The sequence below is a fragment of the Delftia sp. K82 genome (assembly GCF_002193035.1).
Lineage (GTDB): Bacteria > Pseudomonadota > Gammaproteobacteria > Burkholderiales > Burkholderiaceae_C > Comamonas > Comamonas acidovorans.
In genome coordinates this window covers 1-21,983 of the sequence record NZ_MYFL01000001.1, presented here as the reverse complement: position 1 = coordinate 21,983, position 21,983 = coordinate 1, and the positions used below count along the sequence as shown (strand labels likewise).

Genomic DNA, 21,983 nt, shown 5'->3' with positions numbered 1-21,983 from the left:
CCCCACTCACCCGCGGGGCCTATCGTCTGAACCACGCCGCACAGCGCGCACGCCGGAGCCGGCCACGGCAGCGCAGGCTGGGGCCGGACCGGACAGGCGCACTCCCGCGGCGTCCGAAAGCAATGCAGAAGGCCGGTATCCGGGCTTGCGGAACGCTGCGGCGCGCAGGGTGGGCGCGCTGCGGCAGGCATCCCCGCCTTCCCATGCCCGAGAAGGACACAGTGGCTTGCGGTGCGTGGTTTGGGGCGCGTCCGCGTGGGGAGTTGTATTCCGCTGACCGTTGCGGGGGCAGCGCAGGCATTGCGAGCGGCCACCTCGATGGCATCGCGCACCTGCTTCCCGTTGAACCCCTGGCCGGTGAACGGCATGGGGCACCTTCAGCAACAGCGCACCGCCACGGCCCAGAGGCTGCGGCGGTGCGCCAGCGGCGGATTATCGCCCAGCCCAGAAGCCCGGCACCCGGGCCAGCGCCCGCAGCGCGCGGCGGCTGCTGCGCGCGCTCGTGGCCAGGCGGGCCTGCAGGTAGCCGGCCGCGAACCAGGCGCGCGGGTCGCGCGCGGCCTCGGCATGGAAATGCTCGGCCGCCACGGCCATGTCGTTGTGCAGGCCCAGCGCGTCCTGGGCGGGCACCAGCGCCTCGGCAAAGCGCCGGCCCTTTTTGCCGGGCCACATTCCGGGCGCGAATTCCCGCGCAAAGTCCGCCAGGTAGCGCAGGCGCTTGAGCCGCTTGCGCACGCGGTGCTGCTGCGCCAGCGGCAGGCGGTCGAAGTGCCGGCCATCGCGCAGCACCTGGCGGTGCAGGCGCGCCAGCCGCCGTGCCAGGTACTTGCGCGTGCCTGCGGCGGACAGATGGGCAAAACGGGCCGATGGCTCTCCCTGCGGCGCCTGCGCCAGCGCCTGGATCTCGGCCAGCGCCTGAAGGAATGGCGGCTCGCGCACGGCAGCGGCTGCATCCGCCTGCACGGCCTGCGGCGCCTGCCAGTCGCACAGGGGCGCATGGGCTGCCTGCAGCAGCGGGCGCACCACATCGGCCAGCGTATCGGCATCGCGCAGCGTGCCCAGTTGCGCAAAGGCCTGGGCCAGGGGGTCATCCCATTCGGCGCGCATGCCGGGCGCCAGCCCCGCGCACTCACGCAGCACGGTGCGCAGGCGCCGCAGGGCCACGCGCAGCTGGTGGATGGTCTCGGCATCGCTGCCACCGCCCTCCAAAACCGCCAGATGCGACTGCACCTGGGCCAGGGCAGCAGCCAGCGCCGCACGCACAAAGCCGGCCGCATCGGGCCGGTCAGGGTGCTGCTTCGCAGGGGTGGACATGGTCAGGAGAGGGTGTGCGGGCGTTGCTGCGATTGTGGGCACCGCCCGGCCCCCGGGTCAATCGGCGCCATCCCCGCTCAGGCTGTGCAGCGCGGGCCGGGCAATGCGCACATAGTCGGCCGAGTCCAGCACGATGGAGCGGTCCAGCCGGCCCGCGTTGAAGGCGATCTCGCCAAAGCGCTCTACCAGGGCCGGGTCCACCACCAGGCGCACCTGCGGGTTGAAGGAGAACGGCGGCACCGATCCCATCACGCAGCCCGTGGCGGCCTGGGCCTCCTCGGGCGAGGCCAGCGTGGCCTTGCGCACGCCCACGGCCTGGGCCAGGCGCTTGAAGTCCAGCTTGCGGTCGCCGGGCAGCACGGCCAGGAAAAGCTGGGGATCGCCCACACCGGACGCATCGCGGCTCTTGCAGAGCATGGCCTTGGCGCCCTGGCCGGGGGCGGTGCCCCGGATTTCGGCGACCAGGTCAGAGCGGCCTTCGGCCGGATGTTCCAGCACGCGAAAACGCGCGCCCTGGGATTGCAGCAGGTCTACAAGGGTGTCGAACATGGTGGAAAGCGCAGAGAAGTCGTCTGGGTTTTGACATTTTGTCCAATTCAAAACAAAATGTCCAATATGACCCAACGAACCCCTGAACAGCGCCAGCTTCTGGACCAGTTGGCCCAGATCGCAGAAGGCCTGGGCCAGACCTTTGCCCCGTTCTGCGAGGTGGTGGTGCATGACCTGCTCGACCCGTCCCATGCGGTGCTGGCCATCCACAACAACCTGTCGGGCCGCGAGGTGGGCCAGGGCGCGACGGAGCTGGGCCTGGCCCGCATCCTCGACCCCGGCTACGAGCAGGTCATCGCCAACTACCCCAACCAGTTCGCCGATGGCCGCCAGGCCAAGAGCACGTCCATCGGCATCCGCGACTCCAAGGGCCGCTACATCGCCGCGCTGTGCATGAATGTGGACCTGACAATGTTCCAGGGCTTCCAGGGCATGCTCAACCGCTTTGCCGCCGTCAGCGGCGACACCCCCGCGCGCGAAATGCTGGACCCCACGGGCGCCGGCGCAGGCGCCGACACGGTGCGTGCCCGCATCGACCAGTTCGCGGCCCGCCTGGCGACCACGCCGCGCGCCCTCAAGCCCGAGGAGCGCCGCGCCCTGGTCCGCGAGCTCAAGGGCGCCGGCCTGCTCGATGTGCGCCGCTCCATGGAGACCATTGCCGCCCACCTGGGCGTGTCGCGCGCCACGGTCTACAGCTACGCCAAGTAGCTCCCGGCACCCCGCCGATCAGCAACCCCTTCTCTCCCGTACCGATGACAAGCCTTCCCACCTATGACGACGTGGCCGCAGCGGCCCAACGCATCCAGGGCCATGCCCACCGCACGCCCGTGCTCACCTCGCGCACGCTGGACGATGCGCTGGGCGCCCGCGTCTTCCTGAAGTGCGAGAACCTGCAGCGCATGGGCGCCTTCAAGTTCCGTGGAGCATTCAATGCGCTGTCGCGCTTCAGCCCCACCCAGCGCAAGGCCGGCGTGGTGGCGTTTTCCTCGGGCAACCACGCCCAGGCCATCGCACTGGCAGCGCGGCTGCTGGAGATTCCCGCCACCATCGTCATGCCGCATGACGCGCCCGCCGCCAAGGTGGCGGCCACCAAGGGCTATGGCGGCCAGGTGGTGGTCTACGACCGCTATACCGAAGACCGCGAGCAGATCGGCCGCGACCTGGCCGAGCGCCACGGCCTGACCCTGATCCCGCCCTACGACCATGCCGACGTGCTGGCCGGCCAGGGCACGGCCGCCAAGGAACTGTTCGAGGAAACCGGCCCGCTGGACGCCCTCTTCGTGCCGCTGGGCGGCGGCGGCCTGCTGTCGGGCACCGCCCTGTCCACACGCGCGCTCAGCCCCGAGTGCGCGCTCTACGGCGTGGAGCCCGAGGCCGGCAACGACGGCCAGCAGTCGCTGCGCGCAGGCCGCATCGTCCACATAGACACCCCAAAGACCATTGCCGACGGCGCCCAGACCCAGCACCTGGGCGGCATCACCTTCCCCATCATCCAGCGCGACGTGACCGACATCCTCACCGCCAGCGATGCCGAGCTGGTCGATGCCATGGGCTTCCTGGCCACGCGCATGAAGCTCGTGGTCGAGCCCACCGGCTGCCTGGGCCTTGCCGCCGCGCGCCAGAAAGGCGAAGAGCTGCGCGGCCAGCGCGTGGGCATCATCCTCAGCGGCGGCAATGTGGACATGCAGCGCTTTTGCAGCCTGCTGGGCGCCTGATCCTGGTCCTGGTCCTGAACGAAGGCCGCCCTCACCCGCGCGGGCTGAAGGTGCGCGGAAACACCACGGGCGCGCTGCGGTCGGCCAGCCGGTAGCCCATGGCGGGGCGGCGTGACGTGCCCTCCACCTGGCCGGCCTCGACCAGAAAGCCGGCCGCCATCATGCGCGTGCGAAAACCGCTCTTGTCCACGGGGCGGCCCAGCACCACTTCGTAGGCCTGCTGCAGCTGCGGCAGCGTAAAGGGCTCGGGCAGCAGGAACGCCGGCAGCGAGGTGTATTCCACCTTGCCCCGCAGCCGCTCCACCGCTGCGCGCAGGATCTCGCCGTGGTCGAAGGCCAACGCAGGCGCGCGCAGCAGCTCATCGACGGCAAACCACGACACATCGGCCGCATTCGCGCCCTTGGCCAGGATCAGGTCGTGCCCCGGGATCAGCGCGAAATACACATGCGTGGCCGACCAGCCACGCGGGTCGCGCGCCGCGCCGCCCCAGCTTCCCAGCTGCTCCAGGTAGGGGCTGTCCACACCCGTCTTGTCCAGCAGCTTGCGCCGCGCGCAGGCCAGCAGGTCCGCGTCCTGGCGCACATCCACAAAGCCGCCGGGCAGCGCCCACAGCCCCGGAAACGGCTCGCTGCCCGCCGTGGGGCGCTGCACCAGCAGCACCTGCAGGGCATCGTCGGCCACCGTGAAGATGACCACGTCCACCGTGGTGAACGGGCGCGGGAAGTCCAGCGCGCCCTGCGGGGATGGGGAATTTTTTTCAGCCATGGGATGGATTGTGCTTGACGTGCCGGATTTTAAGTTGCACTATGCAACCCATACAAGTTGCACAGAGCAACTTAAAGGAGAAGCACCATGTTCGGCATCCGTTTCATCAAGTCCCAACCCACGGTCCACCTCATGCAGTTCCGCGCCGGCAAGGTGGTGCGCGAGGGTGCGGGCCAGTCCTTCTTCTACTACGCCCCCACCACCACTCTGGTCGCCGTGCCCGTGGGCAGCCAGGACTGCCACTTCATGCTGGAGCTGGTGACGGCCGACTTCCAGAGCGTCACCGTGCAGGGCCAGGTCACCTACCGCATCAGCACACCGCGCCAGACCGCCACGCTGATGGACTTCTCCCTGGCGCGCGACGGCCAGAAATACATGTCCGAAGATCCGCAGCGCCTGGGCGACCGGGTGACCATGCAGGCCGAGGTCATCATCCAGCAGGCCGTGCAGGCGCTGGAGCTCAAGCAGGCGCTGCGCTCCTCGGCGCTCATTGCGCGCACGGCCCAGCAGGAGCTGGCCGCCCAGCCCGAGATCGAGGCGCTGGGGCTGGAGATCCTGGGCGTCTCGGTCATGGCCGTCAAACCCACGCCCGACATCGCCCGCGCCCTGGAAGCCGAGGCGCGCGAGTCCAACCTCAAGGCCGCGGACGACGCCGTCTATGCCCGCCGCATGGCTGCCGTGGAAAACGAGCGCGCCATCCGCCAGAACGAGCTCGATACCGATGTGGCCGTGGAAAAGAAAAAGCGCCAGATCCGCGAGGCCCAGCTGGAAGCCAAGGCCGCCCAGATGCGCAAGGAAAACGAGCTGCGCGCCGAACAGATGTCCGCCGACGTGGCGCTGGAGACCAGCCGCCGCGACTTCGTCGAAGGCCAGGCCGCCAACAGCCGTACCCTGGCCGAGGCCGAGGCCTACCGCGTGGGTGCCGTCATGCAGGCCCTGGAAAAGGCCGATCCGCGCATCGTGCAATCGCTGGCCGCCGTGGGCATGCAGCCGGGCCAGCTCATCGCCCAGGCCTTTGGCGGCATTGCCGAGAAGGCCGAGCGCATCGGCCAGCTCAATGTCTCGCCCGAGCTGCTGCAGTCGCTCATGGGCGCCGGTGCAGGCCATGCAGCTGCCGTGGCCGATCCCGAACCCGCAAGGAGCCGCCGTGAACGCCAATGAACGCAAGACCGTGCTGGTGGTGCGGCGCACGCGGCTCGATGAGCTGGTGGCCAGGTACCACACGCTGTCCCAGGCGCGCTTCTACATCGAGCACCTGGGTGCCGACTTTGGCGACTACCTGCGCGAAAGCGCCGCCTACGCCGCCGCCCTGCAGGCCGTGGTGCAGGCGCTGGAGGCGCGCGGCCGCTACCAGATCGTGGACCGCGCCCTGGTGCCCAACTTCGTCTTCGGCGCCGACGACATCGTGGTGGCACTAGGCCAGGACGGCATGGTGGCCAACACCATGAAATACCTGGACGGCCAGCCGCTCATCGGCGTCAATCCCGAGCCCGCGCGCTGGGACGGCCTGCTGCTGCCCTTCGCCCCCGCCGACCTGGCCGCCCTGCTGGGCGACGTGGCCGCCAACCGCCGCCCCACGCGCGCCGTCACGCTGGCCGAAGCGCGCCTGAGCGACGGCCAGGTGCTGCGCGCCGCCAACGACCTGTTCATCGGCCCGCGCAGCCATACCTCGGCCCTGTACGACATCACGCTGGGCGAGCGGCAGGAGTCCCAGTCGTCCTCCGGCCTCATCGTCGCCACGGGGCTGGGCTCGTCGGCCTGGATCAAGAGCATCGTCACGGGATCGATGGGCATTGCCCGCGCCGTGCGTGGCGCGTCCACCGACTTCGACTACCAGCCCTTCGCCTGGGATGCGCCACGCCTGGACTTCGCCGTGCGCGAGCCCTTTCCCAGCCGCTCTTCCACGGCCGAGCTGGTCTACGGCCAGGTCACCGCCGGCCAGCCGCTGACCCTGCGCTCGCGCATGCCCGACCATGGCGTCATCTTCTCGGACGGCATGGAGGCCGACTACCTGCAGTTCACGGCGGGCATGCAGGCCACCATCGGCCTGTCGGACCGGCAGGGCTGCCTGGTGGTGTGAAGCCCGAAGCACGGACAATCATCAACACAACAAGAAAATCCATGGAAATGGACCGTATGAACAACAAGAACACACTGACATCGACCAGCAAATTCATGAGCCTGGTCCTGCGCCACAACCCCGGTCGCGCCGGGCTCGCACTGGACGCCCAGGGCTGGGTCTCCATAGACGCATTGCTGCGCGGCGCCCAGGCGGCCGGCCGCAACATCTCACCCGCACTGCTGATGGAGGTGGTGCGCAGTTGCCCCAAGCAGCGCTTTGCCATCAGCGCCGACGGCCTGCGCATCCGCGCCAGCCAGGGGCATTCCGTGCAGATCGACCTGGGCCTGCAGGCCAGCGTGCCGCCGCAGCGCCTCTACCATGGCACGGCCACGCGCTTTCTGGACTCCATCCTGCGCACCGGCCTGGACCGGCGCAACCGCCACCACGTGCACCTGACCGACAACCTCGCAACGGCCCGCTCCGTGGGCCAGCGCTATGGCCGGTTGGTGCTGCTGGAGATCGATGCGGCGCGCATGCATGCCGATGCCTGCCTGTTCTACCGCTCGGACAACGGCGTCTGGCTCACGGACAGCGTGGCACCGCACTACCTGCGCGTGCGGGCCGAAGAGGAACACGATGAAACCCATCATTGCCCTTGACGCCGATGGCGTGCTGCTGGACTACAACAGCGCCTATGCCGGAGCCTGGGAACGCGCGTTCGGCCAGCGCCCCGCCGAGGCCGACCCCCATGCCTACTGGGCCATGGACCGCTGGGCCGTGCAGGCGCTGGACGGCGAGCGCCTGCAACAGTTCAGGGCCTGCATGGACGATGCCTTCTGGCGCAGCATTCCCGCGCTGGGCAATGCCTTGCAGGCCTGCCACGACCTGCAGGGCGCCGGCTACGAACTGGTCTGCGTGACGGCCCTGGCGGCGCGCTTCGAGCAGGCCCGCCTGGGCAACCTGCGCGACCTCGGCTTTCCCATCGACCGCGTGATCGCCACGGGCCGGACCACCGGCCTGCGCAGCCCCAAGGCAGACGCCCTGCAGCGGCTCGGCCCGGTCGCCTTTGTGGACGACTATCTGCCCTACCTCCGGGACATTGGCCCGGGCATTCACGCGGCCCTGGTGTGCCGTGGCCCGAACGGCACGCCCAACACCGGGCCGGACCTGGTCCACGCCCACTCGCAGCACGCAGATTTGATGGCCTTCAGCCAGTGGTGGCTGCAGCAAGCTCCATCGCATTCCTGAAACGGCACATACGGCAACGAGACAGCCCATGACTACGACAGACCACATCGCCTCCCTGCAAGACCTCCAGCACGCCATGGCCCAGGGTCTCACCCCGCGCTTCCTGCCGTTCTGGGGCCACCAGCCTGCGGCCGATGGCTCCATCGGCAAGACCTGCATGAGCCAGTGGTTCGAGGCGGGCTTCGAGGTCGATGGCCAGCACTACCCCACGGCCGAGCATTTCATGATGGCGGGCAAGGCACGGCTGTTTGGCGACGGGGCGGCGCACGCGGCCATCGTGCGCTGCCGCACGCCGGGCGAGGCCAAGAAGCTGGGGCGTGGCATCCAGGGCTTTGATGAAACGGCCTGGGTGGCCGCGCGCATGGGCATCGTGGTGCGCGCCAACCAGGCCAAGTTCTCCCAGAACCCCGCCCTGGCCCGCTATCTGCTGAACACGGGCGACCGGGTTCTGGTGGAAGCCAGCCCCGTGGACGCCATCTGGGGCATTGGCCTGGCCGCCGACGATGCGCGCGCCGCCGACCCCGCGCGCTGGCAGGGCCTGAACCTTCTGGGCTTTGCCCTCATGCAGGTGCGCGCGCGGCTGCGCAGCACCGCTCCTGACCGACCATGAGCGCGAGCACAGGCATGGCCATGGACACGCTGGACCGATACCGTGGTGCCCTGCTGGGCCTGGCCTGTGGCGACGCCGTGGGAACGACGCTGGAATTCCAGCCGCGCGGCAGCTTTGCGCCGCTGACCGACATGGTGGGCGGCGGCCCCTTCTCGCTGCCCGCAGGCAAGTGGACCGACGACACCTCCATGGCCCTGTGCCTGGCCGAAAGCCTGCTCCAGCGCGGCGGCGGCGACCCGCAGGACCAGATGGCGCGCTATGCCAACTGGTACGAATGGGGCTACTGGAGTTCCACCGGCAACTGCTTTGACATCGGCATGGCCACCAGGGCGGCCATCCAGCGCTTCCTGGCCACCGGCGATCCGCTGGCCGGGTCGCCCGACCCGGACCAGGCCGGCAACGGCTCCCTGATGCGGCTGGCGCCCGTGCCCATGTTCTTCGGCCCCGACGAGGACCTGGTGCAGCGCATGGCTGAACTCAGCTCACGCACGACCCACGCGGCACCCGAATGCCTGCAGGCCTGCCGCCTGTTTGCCGTGGCGCTGTGCCGGGCGCTGCAGGGACTGCCCCGGTCGCAGGTTCTGGACCTGGGCGGCGTTCTGCAAAACGGCGCCAGCCCGCGCCTGCGGGAGATTGCCCGTGGCGACTATCGCGACAAGCCGGCCGCACAGATTCGCGGCAGCGGCTACGTGGTGGACAGCCTGGAGGCGGCCCTGTGGTGCTTTGCGAGGCATGACAGCTTTGAAGGCGCGGTACTGCAGGCCGCCAACCTGGGCGATGACGCCGACACCACGGCAGCCATCACGGGCCAGTTGGCCGGAGCCCTCCACGGCGCCAGCGGCATTGCGGACCGCTGGCTGGAACGCCTGCACCTGGCCCCTGAGATCACAGCCCTGGCCGATGCGCTCTGGCAAGCCGCCAGAGGTGCCAGGGACGCTTCTCCGACCGCACCTCTCAGCAACTGAGCGGCCTGGCGCGCTCACGACAGCCGCCGGGGCCGCGAGCGGACTGGACCGGGCTTGTCTGCGCGACCTCCCACGCGCCCGAGCTCCGTGACACGCAGGCCTTGCTCTCTACGAATGGCGTGCATGAGCGGCTTTTGACTGAGCCACGCTCCATTTTCAGAGCAGTCTGATTGCATCACCTCATATCTTCGGCGTAGAGTGCGAAATACTAAAGAGGCCACCCATCGAATGATTCGATGCTTTCATTTTCAGCCCCTCATTATTCACTCAAAAGTTCAATAAAACTATTGCGTGATATTTTCGACAATCATACTTCAGCAATGGACCGAATCAGTATCATGCATTCTTCTTTCATTCCCTCATTTCCCTTGCAAGTACGCCGCCTTGCATTGATCGCCCTTCCATTTCTCATCGCCTTTTCAGCGGCAACGATGAACACCAATGCCTTTGCCGGGGGCGTATTCTCCCCCACCAGCTCCAGCATTTCACTGCCCGAGGAAATAACAGTACCCGGAAATTACTCCAACGGATCGACGCTATGGAAGTCTACGGCAACCGTATTTAATCTTAAAGCGGTGCTGAACACGGCATTCGAGTACGATGTTTCCAAAGCCGTTGTGGCCGCCAATGTTCAATCCGGAAACAAGACGCCCGGATACAATAATGTCTACAGCACCAATATTCCCGGCATTGGAATCCGCTGGTGGGCAACATGGCGCGGCCCCAGCGCTCCCAGTGGCAGAACCATGCCCATTACCACCGAATCAGAAAATCATTCGGGCGCGCTGGGTTATTTCTGGAATGTCAGTTCACATCCCCAGGATGTCTGGATCGAGCTGGTGAAAACCGGCAACGTTTCCGCTGGCACGCTAACGGGCTCCGGGATGAACGTCGAGATGCGATTCCAGTGCCCCAGCTGCACCGCAGGAAACGTCAACCTGTCCGGCCGCACCAGGGTGGTGGTCGGTCCCTCCTGCTCGGTGGCCGCCTCGACCATCTCCGTACCCATGGGCGCTGTGCCCATCCTGCGATTCACGGGCCTCCAATCCACCTCCATCCCCCAGCACTTCGACATCACGCTGGAATGCAAGGGCGGCGCGCCCGAAAGCGTTCTGCGCCCCCACATCACGCTCACCGATGCCAACGACACCAGCAATCAGAGCACCGTCCTGACCTTGAGCCAGACCGCGCCAGACGGCAAGCCGGTTGCCACGGGAATAGGCATACAGATACTGAAGGATGGCACCGCTCTCGGCTACGGCCCGGACTCCAACGTGCCTGGCAACACCAACCAATGGAGTGCGGGAACCATCGTCCAGGGCGTTGCCCAGTTCAAGATCCCGCTGACTGCCAAATACGTGCAGACCGCTGCGGCAGTCACGACGGGGCAGGCCAACGGCAGGGCCACCTTCACGCTGAACTACCAGTGAGCAGCGTCCCCGCCCTCAGGGCTTCTTGTCCAGCTGCATTTCCCAGGACTTAAGCTGCTTGGTGCGGGCGCGGGCGAAGTCGCTCCAGCAGTTGGCGCGCGCATCGTCCTTGGCAAAGCTGGCGGAATTGAATTCAGAGAGGAACTCGCAGGCACTGCGCGCGTACTGCACCCAGTTTCTCTGCGCCACTTCCAGCTCTTCCGACGCCTGGGGCATGCGCGCCTTGAGCTTGAGCGACAGCGAGACGTAGGCGGCCTTGACCATGGCCACGTTCTGCTCGTGCAGGCAGGCGCGCACCTCGGCCATGTTGGTGGAGCTTTCCTCGCAATTGCCCGAGCTGGTGGGATTGGCGGCCCAGGCCACGGGGCTGGCACACAGCAGGGCGGCGCAGGCGAGAGGGGCGAGTAGGGACGCTAGGGCTTGGTGCATGGAAGAGGGCTCGCTGGGAGGTGCCGGTGGGCGCAGCACCCCGGCCGTCGCGATTACACCATCGACCCGCCCTGCTTCGGGCCCACATTCCCCTGGTGATCACCCTGATGCAGCGACGCAAAGCGCATAAACATGCTCCCAAAGCTTTGTTGCCGTGGGTCAAGGGCGGCCAGAAGATGCAGGCGTACGCATCTTTCGTTCGTCCCGACCGCCCCGCTCCCGCCATGCACACAAGCCCCACCCTGCGCCGCCAGCCCCGCGCCACCCTTTCCGCATCCCTGACCTTCATCGCCGCCGCGCTGGCCCTGGCCTGCACCCAGGCCCGGGCCGATGCCACGCTGGACAAGATCAAGCAGCGCGGCAAGGTCACCATTGGCGTGCTGGTCAATGGCGGGCCCTTCGGCTCCATCGACCCGTCCACCCAGCAGTTGGTGGGCTGGAACCCCGAGCTGGCACGCGCCCTGGCCAAGGGCCTGGGCGTGGAGGCCGAGCTGGTCCAGGTGCAGACCGCCACGCGCGTGCAGTTTCTGCAGGCCGGCAAGGTGGATTTGCTGATCGCCTCCATGGAGCTGAACCCCGACCGTGCCGAGACCCTGGGCTACGCGCCCACGCCCTTCTACCGCGTGGGCGGCATTGCCGCCGTGCGCAAGGGCAGCGGCATCGCCAAGTGGGAAGACCTGCGCGGCAAGCCCGTGTGCGTGTCCCAGGGCAGCAGCTTTGCCAAGCCGCTGGCCAGCGAGTACGGCGCCCAGGTGCATGGCTACAAGAGCTCGTCGGACTCGCTGCTGGCGCTCAAGGGCGGCAACTGCGTGGCCGCCGTGCATGACAGCACGCTGATCTACCCGCTGCTGCGCAGCAACCCCGAATGGGCGCAGTACTCGGCGCCCATCGCCAGCGAGGTGCTGCCCGCGCCTTCCGTGGTCTGGACCCGCAAGGGCGAGGCCGACACCATCGCCGCCGTGGACAAGGTGGTGCAGGACTGGCACCGCACGGGCTGGCTGATCGCCGCCGAAAAGCGCGTGGGCATAGAGCCGGCCAACCCGCTGCTGCCCGAGCTGCAGGCCAAGTTCAAGTCCGCCAGCTGACCGCCGACCGCCACGGCGGTCCACTCCTACTTTTTTTCCGACCACCCAGGCCCAGGCCCCGCAAGACGGGGCCGGGCCTTCCGTTCCCTGATGGATTCACGCATGCCCCGCCTTCTTTCCCCCCTTGCCGCCGCCCTGGCCCTGCTGCTGGGCGCCGGTGCCGCCCACGCCGATGCCACGCTGGACAAGATCAAGCAACGCGGCAAGCTGTCCGTGGGCATCGACGGTGCCAGCCCGCCGTTCGGCGTGCTGGACCCCGCCACCGGCAAGACCGGCGGCTACCAGACCGAGCTGGCCGCCGACATCGCGCGCCGCCTGGGCGTGCCGCTGGAGACGGTTCCCGTGACAGCCTCCACGCGCGTGCAGTTCCTGCAAAGCGGCAAGGTGGACCTGTTGATCGCCAACATCCAGTGGACGCAGGAGCGCAGCGAGATCCTCTCGTTCGCGCCCACGCCCTATGACCTGATCGGCGGCGGCGCCCTGGTGGCCAAGGCCAGCGGCATCAAGCGCTGGGAAGACCTGCGCGGCAAGGTGGCCTGCGTGTCGCAGGGCAGCAACTTCGCCAAGCCCCTGGCCGAGAGCTATGGCGCCGTGGTCAAGGGCCTGCGCGGCATTCCCGAGTCGCTGCTGGCGCTCAAGGGCGGCACCTGCGCGGCTTCGGTCCATATCCAGCCCGCGCTCTATGAAAAGCTCACCGGCCCGAATGCGGCCGAGTGGAAGGACTTCGAGCTGGGCACGCAGGACCAGTTGATTCCCTCGCCCACCGTGGTGTGGACGCGCCGCGGCGAGGCCGACACCCAGGCCTTCGTGGACAAGGCCATACAGGACTGGCACCGCACGGGCTTTCTGCTCAAGGTGGCCCGCGCCAGCGGCGTGCCCGACACCTGGATCGCCGAGCGCCACGAGCGCGCGCTGAAGGGCCAGTTCGACCGCGCGCCCTACGACTTCGCGGTGTATGCGGCAGCACAAGCCGATGCGCAGGCAACCCAGGCCGCCGCCAAGGGAGCCAAGCCATGAAGCCGACCCGCACCGCACTGGCGGCCCTGCTCGCCCTCACGGCCCTGGCAGCCCATGCCGACGCCACGCTGGACCGCATCAAGCAGCGCGGCAAGATCGTGGTGGGGGTGATGCTTTCGGGGCCGCCGTTCGGCACCATCGACCCCGTCACGCAAAGGCACGTGGGCTACAACGTGCAGCTGTCCGAAGGCGTGGCCAAGGGCCTGGGCGTGGGGGTGGAGACCGTGCAGGTCCAGCCGTCCAACCGCGTGCAGTTCCTGCAGCAGGGCAAGGTGGACATCCTGATCGCCAACATGCAGTGGACGCAGGAGCGCAGCGAGATCCTGTCCTTCGTGCCCACGCCGTTCGAGGAAGTCGGCGGCGCCGCCATCGCCAAGAAGGGCAGCGGCGTGCGCCAGTGGGACGACCTGCGCGGCAAGCCCGTGTGCGTGTCGCAGGGCAGCAATTTCACCAAGCCGCTGGCCGATCAATACGGCGCCCAGATCAAGGCCTTCCGGGGCCAGCCCGAGTCGCTGCTGGCCCTCAAGGGCGGCAACTGCGCGGCCGCCGTGCATGTCAGCCCCACGCTGCGCGAACTCGTGGCCAGCAATGCGGACTGGAAGGACTACGAGATCGTCTCGCCCGCGGACATCATTCCCTCGCCCTCGGTGATCTGGCTGCGCAAGGGCGAGTCCGACACGCAGGCGGCCATCGACCGCATCGTGCAGGACTGGCACCGCACGGGCTGGCTGATCGAGGTGGAGCAGCGCAACGGCATGACGCCCACGCCGCTGCTGCACCAGCTGCACGACAAGTTCAGGAAGGCGCCCGCATGAGCACCCACACCAGCACCAACACCAGCACCAGCGGCCACATCACCGGCCCCGCCGACCTGGTCACCGCGCTGCGCCACGCCCTGGGCGATGCCCATGTGCTCACGGGTGCCGATGCGGCCGGCTACCTGACCGACCAGCATGGCCGCCTCACGGGCCAGGCCCTGGCCGTGGCACGGCCTGCCGACACGGCCCAGGTGGCGCAGCTGGTACGCCTGTGCCGCGCCCACCGCACGCCCATCGTGGCCCAGGGCGGCAACACCGGGCTGATGGGCGGCGCCACGCCCGACGCCTCGGGCCACGCCGTGCTGCTGTCGCTGGCGCGCCTGAACCGCGTGCGCGCCATCGACACCGACAACGACACCCTGACCGTGGAAGCCGGCGCCGTGCTGGCCCATGTGCAGCAGGCAGCGCGCGATGCGGACCGGCTGTTTCCCCTCAGCCTGGGCTCCGAGGGCAGCTGCACCATTGGCGGCAACCTGTCCACCAACGCGGGCGGCACCCAGGTGCTGCGCTACGGCAACGCGCGCGAACTGGTGCTGGGCCTGGAAGTGGTGACGGCCGAGGGCGACATCTGGGACGGCCTGCGCGGGCTGCGCAAGGACAACACCGGCTATGCGCTGCGCGACCTGTACGTGGGCAGCGAAGGCACGCTGGGCATCATCACGGCGGCCACGCTGCGCCTGCATCCGCTGCCCCGCGCCCAGCACACGGCCCTGCTGGCCTTTGGCTGCATACGCGATGCGGTGGCCTTCCTCAGCCAGGCGCGGGCGGGCTTCGGCGCCAGCCTGACGGCGTTCGAGCTGATGTCGGATACGGCCCTGGGCCTGATAGCCCGCCATGTGCCCGAGCAGCCGATACCGCTGGCGCTCAAGGCGCCCTGGTTTGCGCTGATCGAGCTGTCCGACAGCGAGGGCGAGGACCATGCGCGCCAGCGCTTCGAGTGCGTGGTGGGCCAGGCCTTCGAGGACGGCCTGGTCACCGATGCCGCCATTGCCGAGAGCCTGCAGCAAAGCCAGGCCCTGTGGCGGCTGCGCGACCAGGCCCTGGGCGAGGCCCAGCGGCGCGACGGCCGCAACATCAAGCACGACGTGTCGGTGCCCATCTCGCGCATCCCCGACTTTCTTGCGGCCACGGCCGCGCTGCTGCAGGCGCGCTTTGGCGCCGTGCGGCCCGTGGCCTTCGGGCACCTGGGCGACGGCAACCTGCACTACAACGTGTCGCACGCGCCGGACAGCACGCCCGCGCAGCTGTTTGCCCAGGAAGACGCCATCCACGAGGTGGTGCACGACAGCGTGCACGCCCACGGCGGCTCCATCAGCGCCGAGCACGGCGTGGGCCAGACCAAGCGCGACCTGCTGCCCCGCTACAAGAGCGCCGTGGAGCTGCAGCTCATGCGGCGTCTCAAGCAGGCCTTCGACCCGCTGGGCCTGCTCAATCCCGGCAAGGTGCTGCAAGCCCTGCCGGACGATTTGCCGCACGACTTGCCGCAGGTTTCTCCAACGCCAGCCGCCGCATTCCAGGAAGGCCACACGCCATGACCACGCCCTTTCCCCTTTCGCAGCGCGTGCAGCGCGTCAGGCTCTCGCCCAATGCCGCGGCCAGCGCGCGGGCCACGGCCCTGGCCCGCCAGGGCCGCGACATCATTGCGCTGACCACGGGCGAGCCCGATTTCGACACGCCCGAGCCCATCAAGCAGGCCGCCATCGCGGCCCTGGCCCGTGGCGAAACCAAGTACACGCCCACGCCCGGCACGGCCGCGCTGCGCCAGGCCATCAGCGCCAAATACCGGCGCGAGAACGGGCTGGACTTCGACGCCGGGCAGATCATCGTCAGCAACGGCGGCAAGCAGGTGATCTACAACGCGCTGGCGGCCACGCTGGACGCGGGCGACGAGGTCATCGTGCCCGCGCCGTACTGGCCTTCGTTTCCCGACATCGTGCGCGTGAACGACGGCACGCCGGTCATCGTGGACTGCGGCATTGAGCAGGGCTTCAAGCTCACGCCGGCCGCGCTGCAGGCCGCCATCACGCCGCGCACGCGCTGGCTGGTGCTGAACACGCCGGGCAACCCCTCGGGCGCCGTCTACAGCAGCGAGGAACTGGCCGCCCTGGCCCAGGTGCTGCGCCAGCACCCGCAGGTTCTGGTGCTGCTGGACGAGCTGTACGAGCACATCTGGTTCACGCCCCAGGCCCCCGCGCACTGGCTGGCCGTGGCCCCCGACCTGCGCGAGCGCACGCTGCTGGTCAACGGCGTCTCCAAGACCTATGCCATGACCGGCTGGCGCATCGGCTGGGGCGCAGGCCCGGCCGCGCTGGTGCAGGCCATGGTGGTGATCCAGTCGCAGGCCTCGTCAGGCCCCAATTCCGTGGCCCAGGCCGCAGCCACGGCGGCGCTGCAGTCGCCCGACCAGAGCTTTGTGCAGCAGGCCCGCAACGCCTATGCGCGGCGCGCGCAACGGGTCACCCAGGCGCTGGACCAGGTGCCGGGCCTGGCCCTGCTGCCGCCGGGCGGATCGTTCTTTGCCTTTGTGCACTGCGGCGCGGTGATAGGCCACCTGCGCCCGGACGGCCAGCCCATCGCCAGCGACACCGACCTGACCGAATGGCTGCTGGAGTCCGAAGGCGTGGCTGCCGTGGATGGCGGGGCCTACGGCCTGTCGCCGTACTTCCGCATCTCCACGGCCGCCAGCGACGAGGTGCTGGCCGAGGCCACGGCCCGCATCGCACGCGCCGTGGCCGCGCTGAAAGACCCCGCTGCGCAAGCGCAAGCGCATGCACAGCCGGCCGCCCTGGAGGCCGTGCCATGAACGACAGCCTGCTTGCCCAGGGCGTGCAAGCGCTCAAGGGCCTGGGCCTGAACTACGCCTTCGTGTTGGACGTGGCCGAGCGCCAGGCCTTTGTGCGCGGCATGTTCGTGACCGTGCAGCTGGCCCTGCTGACCATTGCCGGCAGCCTGGCGGCCGGCGTGGCGCTGGCGGCGGCCCTGACCTCGGGCCGTGCCTGGCTGGCACGGCCTGCGCGCGCCTTTGTGGAGGTCACGCGCAACACGCCCACGCTGGTGCAGCTGTACTGCGCCTTCCTGGTGCTCAACATGCTGATCACCCAGCAACTGCGCGACTGGGGCGCGGGCAACAACCCGCTCACGCCCTTTGTCTGGGTGGTGATCGTGGTCTCGCTGCACAAGGGCGTGTTCCATGCCGAGGCGCTGCGCGCCGGCATCGAGGCCGTGCCCGCCACCACGCTGGAGGCAGCGCGCTCGCTGGGCTTTTCGCAGCGCCAGCTGCTGGTGCGCGTGCAGCTGCCGCTGGCCGTGCGCTTTGCCCTGCCCTCGCTGACCAACAACCTGGTGGACCTGGTGAAGATGACGGCCGTGGCCTCGGCCATCGCCGTGGGCGACGTGACCTACGAGTCCATCATGATCTGGTCGCAGCGCGACAACGTGCTGGAGCTGCTGCTGCTCATCCTGCTGTGGTTCGGCCTGCTGACCTGGCTGGTCAGCCTGGCGGGCCGCTGGCTGGAACAACACCTGAGGATGCCCGGCTATGGCCAATGAAGCCACCCTGAACACCGGCGCCGCGCCCCGTCCGCTGCCCGCCGCCCTGCTGCGCGCGGCGCGCAGCCCCTGGCTGATCGCAGGCGCCGCACTGCTGGCCCTGTGCGCCTGCTGGGCCGCCACGGACAGCGCCCCGCCTGCCTTCGTGCATCTGTGGAAATGGCTGCCCGCGCTGCTGCGCGGCCTGCTGGTCAACATCGAGATCAGCGTGCTGGCCGTGGCCATCGGCACCGTGGCCGGCCTGGTGCTGGGCGCCCTGTCGCTGTCGCCCACGCCGGCCGTGCGCACGGGCGTGCGCTGGTATGTGCAGCTGTTTCGCAATGCGCCCATCCTGGTGCTCATCTACTTCACCACCTATGTGTTCCCGTTCGAGCTGAAGCTGGTGGGCTGGACCTTTCCGTTCCCCGACTGGGTCAAGGTGGTGCTGGGCCTGGCCCTGCCCACCAGCGCCAACGTGGCCGAGATCTTCCGGGGCGCCATCCAGTCCATTCCCAGCGCGCAGTGGGAGGCGGCCCAGTCGCTGGCCTTTCGCCGCAGCGAGATCTTCCGCCTCATCGTGCTGCCGCAGTGCGTGCGCCGCATGCTGCCGCCGTGGATGAACCTCTACGCCAGCATCACCATGAGCACCTCGCTGGCCTCGCTGGTGGGCGTGCACGACGTGGTGGACACCGCCCAGATCGCCAGCAACACCGTGGCACGCACGGACTTCACCATCCTTGTGTACTTCACGCTGCTCGCGCTTTTCTTTGCCTATTGCTATCCCATCGCCCGGGCAACCCGGGCATTGGAGCGACGCCATGAACGCCACTGACTCCTTTCTCTCCCAACTCGCCACGGCCGATGCCCCCGCGGGCACGGCGCCCGCACTGGTCCACCTGCAGGATGTGCACCTGTCCTTTGGCGACAACCAGGTGCTCAAGGGCATCGACGTGCAGGTGCGGCGCGGCGAAGCGGTGACCATCATCGGGCCCTCGGGCTCGGGCAAGTCCACCATCCTGCGCTGCATCACCGGCCTGCTGCGGCCCCAGCGCGGCGCCATCTCGGTGGCGGGCACGCGCGTGGACCAGCTGCGCACCGAGGCCGAGCTGATCGCCCTGCGCAAGCGCGTGGGCTTCGTCTTCCAGCAGTACAACCTGTTCCCCCATCTGTCGGTGCTGGAGAACCTGGTCATCGCCCCCACGCGCGTGGTCGGCCGCGACCGCGCCACGGCCGAGCGCGAGGCCCGCGCCCTGCTGCAGAAGGTGCGCCTGGACCACAAGGAATCCGCCTACCCCGGCGAGCTGTCCGGCGGCCAGCAGCAGCGCGTGGCCATTGCGCGCGCCCTGGCCATGCGGCCCGAGCTGATCCTGTTCGACGAAGTGACCTCGGCCCTGGACCCCGAGACCGTGGGCGAGGTGCTGACCGTGATCCGCGACCTGGTCAGGGACGGCATGACCTGCGTGCTGGTCACGCACGAAATGCGCTTTGCCGAAGAGGTCAGCGACCAGGTGTATTTCACCGAGGCCGGCCGCATCGTCGAGCACGGCCCGGCCGCCCAGATCTTCGGCAGCCCGCGCAGCGAGCGCACGCGCGAATTCCTGCAGCGCGCCCTGGGCGATGGTGCACGGTCCAGGCCTGCGCCAGCCGCCCCGGCCACAACGCCGCTGCCCTTCAACAGCCTGCGCTTTGCCCTTTGATCCCCCACCTCCAGGAGCACATCCCCATGACCGCAGAAACAACGACTGAAACCCCGGCCGGCACAGGCGCAGATACAGGCACCCATACAGACGCCGCCGCCCGGCGCCGCCAGGCCGTGGACGCCGCCCTGGCCGACGTGCGCCAGCTGCTGCAGGCCGGCGCGCCCGACCGCAGCACCCTGTCGGCCATCACCGCGCGCCTGGAGCAGCTGGCCGAGCACAAGGCCTTGTTCAGCCGCGCGGACTTTCCCCCGCCCGCGCAGACCGAAGGCGTGGGTGCCTCCACGCGCTACCGCCTCAACCCGGCCGATGGCGATGCGGGCCTGGCCCTGTACCTGAACTCCATCAACCCCGGCAAGACCACGGCGCCGCACAACCACACGACCTGGGCCGTGATCGTTGCCGTCGAAGGCCAGGAGCTCAACCGCCTCTACGAGCGCACGGACGACCGCAGCAACCCCGCACGCGCCAGCATCCACCTGGCGCGCGAATTCACCGTGCAGCCGGGCGCCTCCATCGCCTTCCTGCCCGATGACATCCACAGCATTGCCGTCGTGGGCGAGCAGCCCACGCTGCACTTCCACCTCTACGGCCAGCCGCTGGAAACCCTGAGCGGCCGCGTGGCCATCGACCCCGACACCGGCGAAGTCAAGAACTACAACGCCGCCTACTTCCGTCCCAGCGAGGCCGTGGCATGAGCACCCCCCAAAACAAGCAACGGCCCCTGGGCCCGTCGACCCGCCTGCTGCACGCAGGCACGCCGCCGCTGCAGGGCGGCTCCGGCCCCGTCAACGTGCCCGTGGTGCGCACCAGCACCGTGCGCTTTGCCGACAGCGCCGCCTACGCCGACCTGCACCACCGCCGCGAGGCCGGCGAGCGCGTGGCCTCCTACGGCCGCCACGGCCTGGACACGCACCGCGCCCTGGAAGACGCCGTGGTCGCGCTGGAGGGCGGGCACCGCGCCTTTCTCACGCCCTCGGGCCTGTCCGCCATCACCCTGGTGCTCATCGCCCTGCTCTCGCCCGGCGACCATGCCCTGGTGGCCGACAGCGTCTACTCCCCCGTGCGCCGCGTGGACGCCACCTTGCTGCAGCGCCTGGGCATCACGCTGGAGTACTTCTCGCCCTCGCGCGACGATCTGGCCGGCAAGATCCGCCCCAACACCCGCCTGGTCTACCTGGAATCGCCCAGCTCCCTGCTCTACGAGGTGCTGGACCTGCCCGCCCTGGCCGCCGTGGCACGCCAGCACGGCATTGCCGTGGCCACCGACAACACCTGGAGCGGCGGCTGGTTCTACCAGCCCCTGGAGCACGGCGCCAACCTCTCCATCCAGGCCGCGACCAAGTACATCGCCGGCCACTCCGACGTGATGCAGGGCATCGTCATCACCGACGGCCCCGCGCTGTCCAAAAAGATATCCACCGCCTACGAGGCCCTGGGCCTGACCATAGGCGCCGACGACGCCTACCTGGCCCTGCGCGGCCTGCGCACCCTGCCCGTGCGCCTGGCCCAGCACCAGCGCCACGCCACCGAAATCGCCCAGTGGCTGGAGCAGCAGCCCCAGGTCGGCCGCGTCTTCTACCCGGCCCTGCCGTCCGATCCCGGCCATGCGCTGTGGAAGCGGGACTTCAGCGGGGCCAGCGGGCTGGTGTCATTCGCGTTTGCCGAAGGGGTGGACGCCGGTGCCGGCGCCGTGTTCGTTGACTCGTTGCGGCAGTTTGCGCAGGGGGCTTCCTGGGGCGGGTACGAGAGCCTGGCGCTGGTGGCGCAGCCTGAGCGGTTGCGGGAGCACAGTGTGTGGACGGGGACTGCGCCTGTGGTGCGGTTGCATGTGGGGCTGGAGGATCCTTTGGATCTGATTGCGGATCTGGAGAGGGGGTTTGGGGGGGTGGTGGAGCGGTTCAGGCTGGCTGCCTGAGCTTCCTTTTTGACTCTGTCGCGCCTCTGGCGACAGAGGCCGGGTCTCGGCCCGGCAGCCGACTGCCCTTTCTTGATTCGCCAAGAAAGGTCAGATCAAAGAAGGCGACCCGGATGTCCGCGACCCCTTCGCTTCGCTGCGGGGCAACCTGCGTCGTGGCGGTTGCGGGGTTCGCCGTGAAACTCTCTTCGCGCTGCGCGCTACGTTCAAACATCACGGCGAGTCAGATGACGAAGCAGTCCTGTCCTTCGGCAGGACTGCAACCCCGCAACCACCACGCCGCAGGCGCTGACATACGGGGAGTTTGCCCGGGCCGTCGCTTCGCTCGGCCTTTTTTTGAGCGCGCTTGTCGTCCAAAGCCTCTATCATTTCGACCGGCCCCCTGTTCAGGGGCTGGTGCGTAAGAACACCGATCGCAGCTGGTGCTGGCCTCCCCATCAGAGAGGCCTTGTCTCGTCTGAATACGGAGCACGCAACCATGCATACAGTGTCCATAAGCCTCGAAACCCTCACCATCACATGGAGGGCCAGGCCATGAAGCAGGAAACACGATCCACCAGCGCAAGAACCACGCAGTTGAACTTCTCCATCACCGAGGTGAACCGGATGGTCCAGATGAGCTGCAACGAGGTTTCCTCCATCTCCCAGCTCGCCCAGGCATGGCTGCTATCGCCCGAAGGCCTGCGCGATACGGACGTGGTGACCAACGCCTTGCGCACCATCCAGCACAGCGCCGAGCGGCTGGCCACCTACGTGGAAGACGAGATCTATCTCCTGCGCAACACCGCCAAACCCGAGGTTTGAAGCATCAGCCTCAGCCCACGAAAAACAG

At 68.6% G+C, this 21,983-nt stretch carries 24 protein-coding genes and 1 riboswitch; of the genes, 20 read left to right on the top strand and 4 right to left on the bottom strand.

Annotated features, from left to right (window positions below; all coding sequences use genetic code 11):
- Nucleotides 1-112 precede the first annotated feature (112 nt).
- A riboswitch (cobalamin riboswitch) is annotated at nt 113-394 on the bottom strand.
- Nucleotides 395-432: 38 nt separating this feature from the next.
- Entirely contained in the window at nt 433-1,314 is an 882-nt protein-coding gene (locus tag KDK82_RS00120) for a CHAD domain-containing protein (RefSeq protein WP_088163612.1), read from the bottom strand.
- 57 nt (nt 1,315-1,371) lie between these two features.
- The gene (locus KDK82_RS00115; protein WP_088163610.1) at nt 1,372-1,863 is read right to left on the bottom strand and encodes a YbaK/prolyl-tRNA synthetase associated domain-containing protein; all 492 of its coding nucleotides are present in this window, start codon (nt 1,861-1,863) and stop codon (nt 1,372-1,374) included.
- 66 nt (nt 1,864-1,929) lie between these two features.
- On the opposite strand from KDK82_RS00115, the gene KDK82_RS00110 reads away from it, so the two are divergent.
- Nucleotides 1,930-2,571, top strand: coding sequence for a transcriptional regulator (locus KDK82_RS00110; protein ID WP_088163608.1), 642 nt, complete (start codon nt 1,930-1,932; stop codon nt 2,569-2,571).
- Nucleotides 2,572-2,615: 44 nt separating this feature from the next.
- Nucleotides 2,616-3,578, top strand: coding sequence for a threo-3-hydroxy-L-aspartate ammonia-lyase (locus KDK82_RS00105; RefSeq protein ID WP_088163606.1), 963 nt, complete (start codon nt 2,616-2,618; stop codon nt 3,576-3,578).
- A 31-nt stretch (nt 3,579-3,609) separates the two neighbouring features.
- Here KDK82_RS00105 and KDK82_RS00100 read toward each other — a convergent pair whose 3' ends face one another.
- Nucleotides 3,610-4,344 carry an NUDIX domain-containing protein gene (locus tag KDK82_RS00100; RefSeq protein ID WP_016448794.1) on the bottom strand — a complete coding sequence of 245 codons (735 nt, stop codon included), beginning with the start codon at nt 4,342-4,344 and terminating at the stop codon, nt 3,610-3,612.
- 87 nt (nt 4,345-4,431) lie between these two features.
- Between KDK82_RS00100 and KDK82_RS00095 the strand changes: the two genes are divergently transcribed.
- From KDK82_RS00095 to KDK82_RS00065, 7 genes are all read left to right on the top strand, one after another.
- Nucleotides 4,432-5,505: an SPFH domain-containing protein gene (locus KDK82_RS00095; RefSeq protein ID WP_034397141.1), complete on the top strand. Its 1,074-nt coding sequence runs from the start codon at nt 4,432-4,434 to the stop codon at nt 5,503-5,505.
- Nucleotides 5,492-6,424, top strand: coding sequence for a sugar kinase (locus tag KDK82_RS00090; protein WP_088163604.1), 933 nt, complete (start codon nt 5,492-5,494; stop codon nt 6,422-6,424). Before KDK82_RS00095 ends, KDK82_RS00090 begins: the two co-directional genes overlap by 14 nt.
- 56 nt (nt 6,425-6,480) lie before the next feature.
- Nucleotides 6,481-7,065: an RNA 2'-phosphotransferase gene (locus KDK82_RS00085; RefSeq protein WP_088163602.1), complete on the top strand. Its 585-nt coding sequence runs from the start codon at nt 6,481-6,483 to the stop codon at nt 7,063-7,065.
- Nucleotides 7,043-7,654, top strand: coding sequence for an HAD family hydrolase (locus tag KDK82_RS00080; protein WP_088163600.1), 612 nt, complete (start codon nt 7,043-7,045; stop codon nt 7,652-7,654). The genes KDK82_RS00085 and KDK82_RS00080 overlap by 23 nt, the downstream gene beginning before the upstream one ends.
- Before the next feature lie 28 nt (nt 7,655-7,682).
- A complete protein-coding gene (locus KDK82_RS00075) occupies nt 7,683-8,264 on the top strand; it encodes an NADAR family protein (RefSeq protein WP_088163598.1) in 582 nt (193 codons plus the stop codon).
- Nucleotides 8,261-9,229, top strand: coding sequence for an ADP-ribosylglycohydrolase family protein (locus tag KDK82_RS00070; RefSeq protein WP_256974379.1), 969 nt, complete (start codon nt 8,261-8,263; stop codon nt 9,227-9,229). Before KDK82_RS00075 ends, KDK82_RS00070 begins: the two co-directional genes overlap by 4 nt.
- 338 nt (nt 9,230-9,567) lie before the next feature.
- Nucleotides 9,568-10,659: a fimbrial protein gene (locus KDK82_RS00065; protein ID WP_256974378.1), complete on the top strand. Its 1,092-nt coding sequence runs from the start codon at nt 9,568-9,570 to the stop codon at nt 10,657-10,659.
- A gap of 15 nt (nt 10,660-10,674) precedes the next feature.
- Here the strand turns inward: KDK82_RS00065 and KDK82_RS00060 are convergent, their stop codons facing one another.
- Nucleotides 10,675-11,088 (bottom strand): lysozyme inhibitor LprI family protein, encoded by a 414-nt coding sequence (locus KDK82_RS00060; RefSeq protein ID WP_088163596.1) that lies wholly within the window; start codon nt 11,086-11,088, stop codon nt 10,675-10,677.
- 224 nt (nt 11,089-11,312) lie between these two features.
- Here KDK82_RS00060 and KDK82_RS00055 point away from each other — a divergent pair, with 224 nt between their 5' ends.
- The 11 genes from KDK82_RS00055 to KDK82_RS00005 all read left to right on the top strand — a co-directional run bounded on the left by KDK82_RS00055 (nt 11,313) and on the right by KDK82_RS00005 (nt 21,955).
- Complete coding sequence (locus tag KDK82_RS00055; RefSeq protein WP_047219606.1) at nt 11,313-12,173, top strand: transporter substrate-binding domain-containing protein; 861 nt, start codon at nt 11,313-11,315, stop codon at nt 12,171-12,173.
- Nucleotides 12,174-12,275: 102 nt separating this feature from the next.
- A complete protein-coding gene (locus KDK82_RS00050; protein ID WP_013800587.1) occupies nt 12,276-13,190 on the top strand; it encodes a transporter substrate-binding domain-containing protein in 915 nt (304 codons plus the stop codon).
- Nucleotides 13,187-14,005 carry a transporter substrate-binding domain-containing protein gene (locus tag KDK82_RS00045; protein WP_016448804.1) on the top strand — a complete coding sequence of 273 codons (819 nt, stop codon included), beginning with the start codon at nt 13,187-13,189 and terminating at the stop codon, nt 14,003-14,005. Before KDK82_RS00050 ends, KDK82_RS00045 begins: the two co-directional genes overlap by 4 nt.
- Nucleotides 14,002-15,543 (top strand): FAD-binding oxidoreductase, encoded by a 1,542-nt coding sequence (locus tag KDK82_RS00040; RefSeq protein WP_088163594.1) that lies wholly within the window; start codon nt 14,002-14,004, stop codon nt 15,541-15,543. The genes KDK82_RS00045 and KDK82_RS00040 overlap by 4 nt, the downstream gene beginning before the upstream one ends.
- Nucleotides 15,540-16,811 carry an aminotransferase class I/II-fold pyridoxal phosphate-dependent enzyme gene (locus KDK82_RS00035; RefSeq protein WP_088163592.1) on the top strand — a complete coding sequence of 424 codons (1,272 nt, stop codon included), beginning with the start codon at nt 15,540-15,542 and terminating at the stop codon, nt 16,809-16,811. The genes KDK82_RS00040 and KDK82_RS00035 overlap by 4 nt, the downstream gene beginning before the upstream one ends.
- On the top strand, nt 16,808-17,557 hold the full coding sequence (locus KDK82_RS00030) for an amino acid ABC transporter permease (RefSeq protein ID WP_013800583.1): 750 nt from the start codon (nt 16,808-16,810) through the stop codon (nt 17,555-17,557). Before KDK82_RS00035 ends, KDK82_RS00030 begins: the two co-directional genes overlap by 4 nt.
- Complete coding sequence (locus tag KDK82_RS00025; protein ID WP_013800582.1) at nt 17,547-18,368, top strand: amino acid ABC transporter permease; 822 nt, start codon at nt 17,547-17,549, stop codon at nt 18,366-18,368. The genes KDK82_RS00030 and KDK82_RS00025 overlap by 11 nt, the downstream gene beginning before the upstream one ends.
- The gene (locus KDK82_RS00020; protein WP_013800581.1) at nt 18,355-19,233 is read left to right on the top strand and encodes an amino acid ABC transporter ATP-binding protein; all 879 of its coding nucleotides are present in this window, start codon (nt 18,355-18,357) and stop codon (nt 19,231-19,233) included. The genes KDK82_RS00025 and KDK82_RS00020 overlap by 14 nt, the downstream gene beginning before the upstream one ends.
- Before the next feature lie 26 nt (nt 19,234-19,259).
- Nucleotides 19,260-19,931: a cysteine dioxygenase family protein gene (locus KDK82_RS00015; protein WP_088163590.1), complete on the top strand. Its 672-nt coding sequence runs from the start codon at nt 19,260-19,262 to the stop codon at nt 19,929-19,931.
- On the top strand, nt 19,928-21,151 hold the full coding sequence (gene metC / locus KDK82_RS00010; RefSeq protein WP_088163588.1) for a cystathionine beta-lyase: 1,224 nt from the start codon (nt 19,928-19,930) through the stop codon (nt 21,149-21,151). The genes KDK82_RS00015 and metC overlap by 4 nt, the downstream gene beginning before the upstream one ends.
- Before the next feature lie 534 nt (nt 21,152-21,685).
- Complete coding sequence (locus KDK82_RS00005) at nt 21,686-21,955, top strand: hypothetical protein (protein WP_063328408.1); 270 nt, start codon at nt 21,686-21,688, stop codon at nt 21,953-21,955.
- Nucleotides 21,956-21,983 lie beyond the last annotated feature (28 nt).

Coding starts and splice junctions, on each gene's coding strand:
- KDK82_RS00070 (WP_256974379.1), top strand. CDS start 8,261: ATGAGCGCGAGCACAGGCATGGCCATGGACACGCTGGACCGATACCGT.
- KDK82_RS00120 (WP_088163612.1), bottom strand. CDS start 1,314: ATGTCCACCCCTGCGAAGCAGCACCCTGACCGGCCCGATGCGGCCGGC.
- KDK82_RS00080 (WP_088163600.1), top strand. CDS start 7,043: ATGAAACCCATCATTGCCCTTGACGCCGATGGCGTGCTGCTGGACTAC.
- metC (WP_088163588.1), top strand. CDS start 19,928: ATGAGCACCCCCCAAAACAAGCAACGGCCCCTGGGCCCGTCGACCCGC.
- KDK82_RS00040 (WP_088163594.1), top strand. CDS start 14,002: ATGAGCACCCACACCAGCACCAACACCAGCACCAGCGGCCACATCACC.
- KDK82_RS00045 (WP_016448804.1), top strand. CDS start 13,187: ATGAAGCCGACCCGCACCGCACTGGCGGCCCTGCTCGCCCTCACGGCC.
- KDK82_RS00030 (WP_013800583.1), top strand. CDS start 16,808: ATGAACGACAGCCTGCTTGCCCAGGGCGTGCAAGCGCTCAAGGGCCTG.
- KDK82_RS00085 (WP_088163602.1), top strand. CDS start 6,481: ATGAACAACAAGAACACACTGACATCGACCAGCAAATTCATGAGCCTG.
- KDK82_RS00055 (WP_047219606.1), top strand. CDS start 11,313: ATGCACACAAGCCCCACCCTGCGCCGCCAGCCCCGCGCCACCCTTTCC.
- KDK82_RS00060 (WP_088163596.1), bottom strand. CDS start 11,088: ATGCACCAAGCCCTAGCGTCCCTACTCGCCCCTCTCGCCTGCGCCGCC.
- KDK82_RS00050 (WP_013800587.1), top strand. CDS start 12,276: ATGCCCCGCCTTCTTTCCCCCCTTGCCGCCGCCCTGGCCCTGCTGCTG.
- KDK82_RS00005 (WP_063328408.1), top strand. CDS start 21,686: ATGAAGCAGGAAACACGATCCACCAGCGCAAGAACCACGCAGTTGAAC.
- KDK82_RS00095 (WP_034397141.1), top strand. CDS start 4,432: ATGTTCGGCATCCGTTTCATCAAGTCCCAACCCACGGTCCACCTCATG.
- KDK82_RS00035 (WP_088163592.1), top strand. CDS start 15,540: ATGACCACGCCCTTTCCCCTTTCGCAGCGCGTGCAGCGCGTCAGGCTC.
- KDK82_RS00025 (WP_013800582.1), top strand. CDS start 17,547: ATGGCCAATGAAGCCACCCTGAACACCGGCGCCGCGCCCCGTCCGCTG.
- KDK82_RS00015 (WP_088163590.1), top strand. CDS start 19,260: ATGACCGCAGAAACAACGACTGAAACCCCGGCCGGCACAGGCGCAGAT.
- KDK82_RS00110 (WP_088163608.1), top strand. CDS start 1,930: ATGACCCAACGAACCCCTGAACAGCGCCAGCTTCTGGACCAGTTGGCC.
- KDK82_RS00020 (WP_013800581.1), top strand. CDS start 18,355: ATGAACGCCACTGACTCCTTTCTCTCCCAACTCGCCACGGCCGATGCC.
- KDK82_RS00105 (WP_088163606.1), top strand. CDS start 2,616: ATGACAAGCCTTCCCACCTATGACGACGTGGCCGCAGCGGCCCAACGC.
- KDK82_RS00065 (WP_256974378.1), top strand. CDS start 9,568: ATGCATTCTTCTTTCATTCCCTCATTTCCCTTGCAAGTACGCCGCCTT.
- KDK82_RS00115 (WP_088163610.1), bottom strand. CDS start 1,863: ATGTTCGACACCCTTGTAGACCTGCTGCAATCCCAGGGCGCGCGTTTT.
- KDK82_RS00100 (WP_016448794.1), bottom strand. CDS start 4,344: ATGGCTGAAAAAAATTCCCCATCCCCGCAGGGCGCGCTGGACTTCCCG.
- KDK82_RS00075 (WP_088163598.1), top strand. CDS start 7,683: ATGACTACGACAGACCACATCGCCTCCCTGCAAGACCTCCAGCACGCC.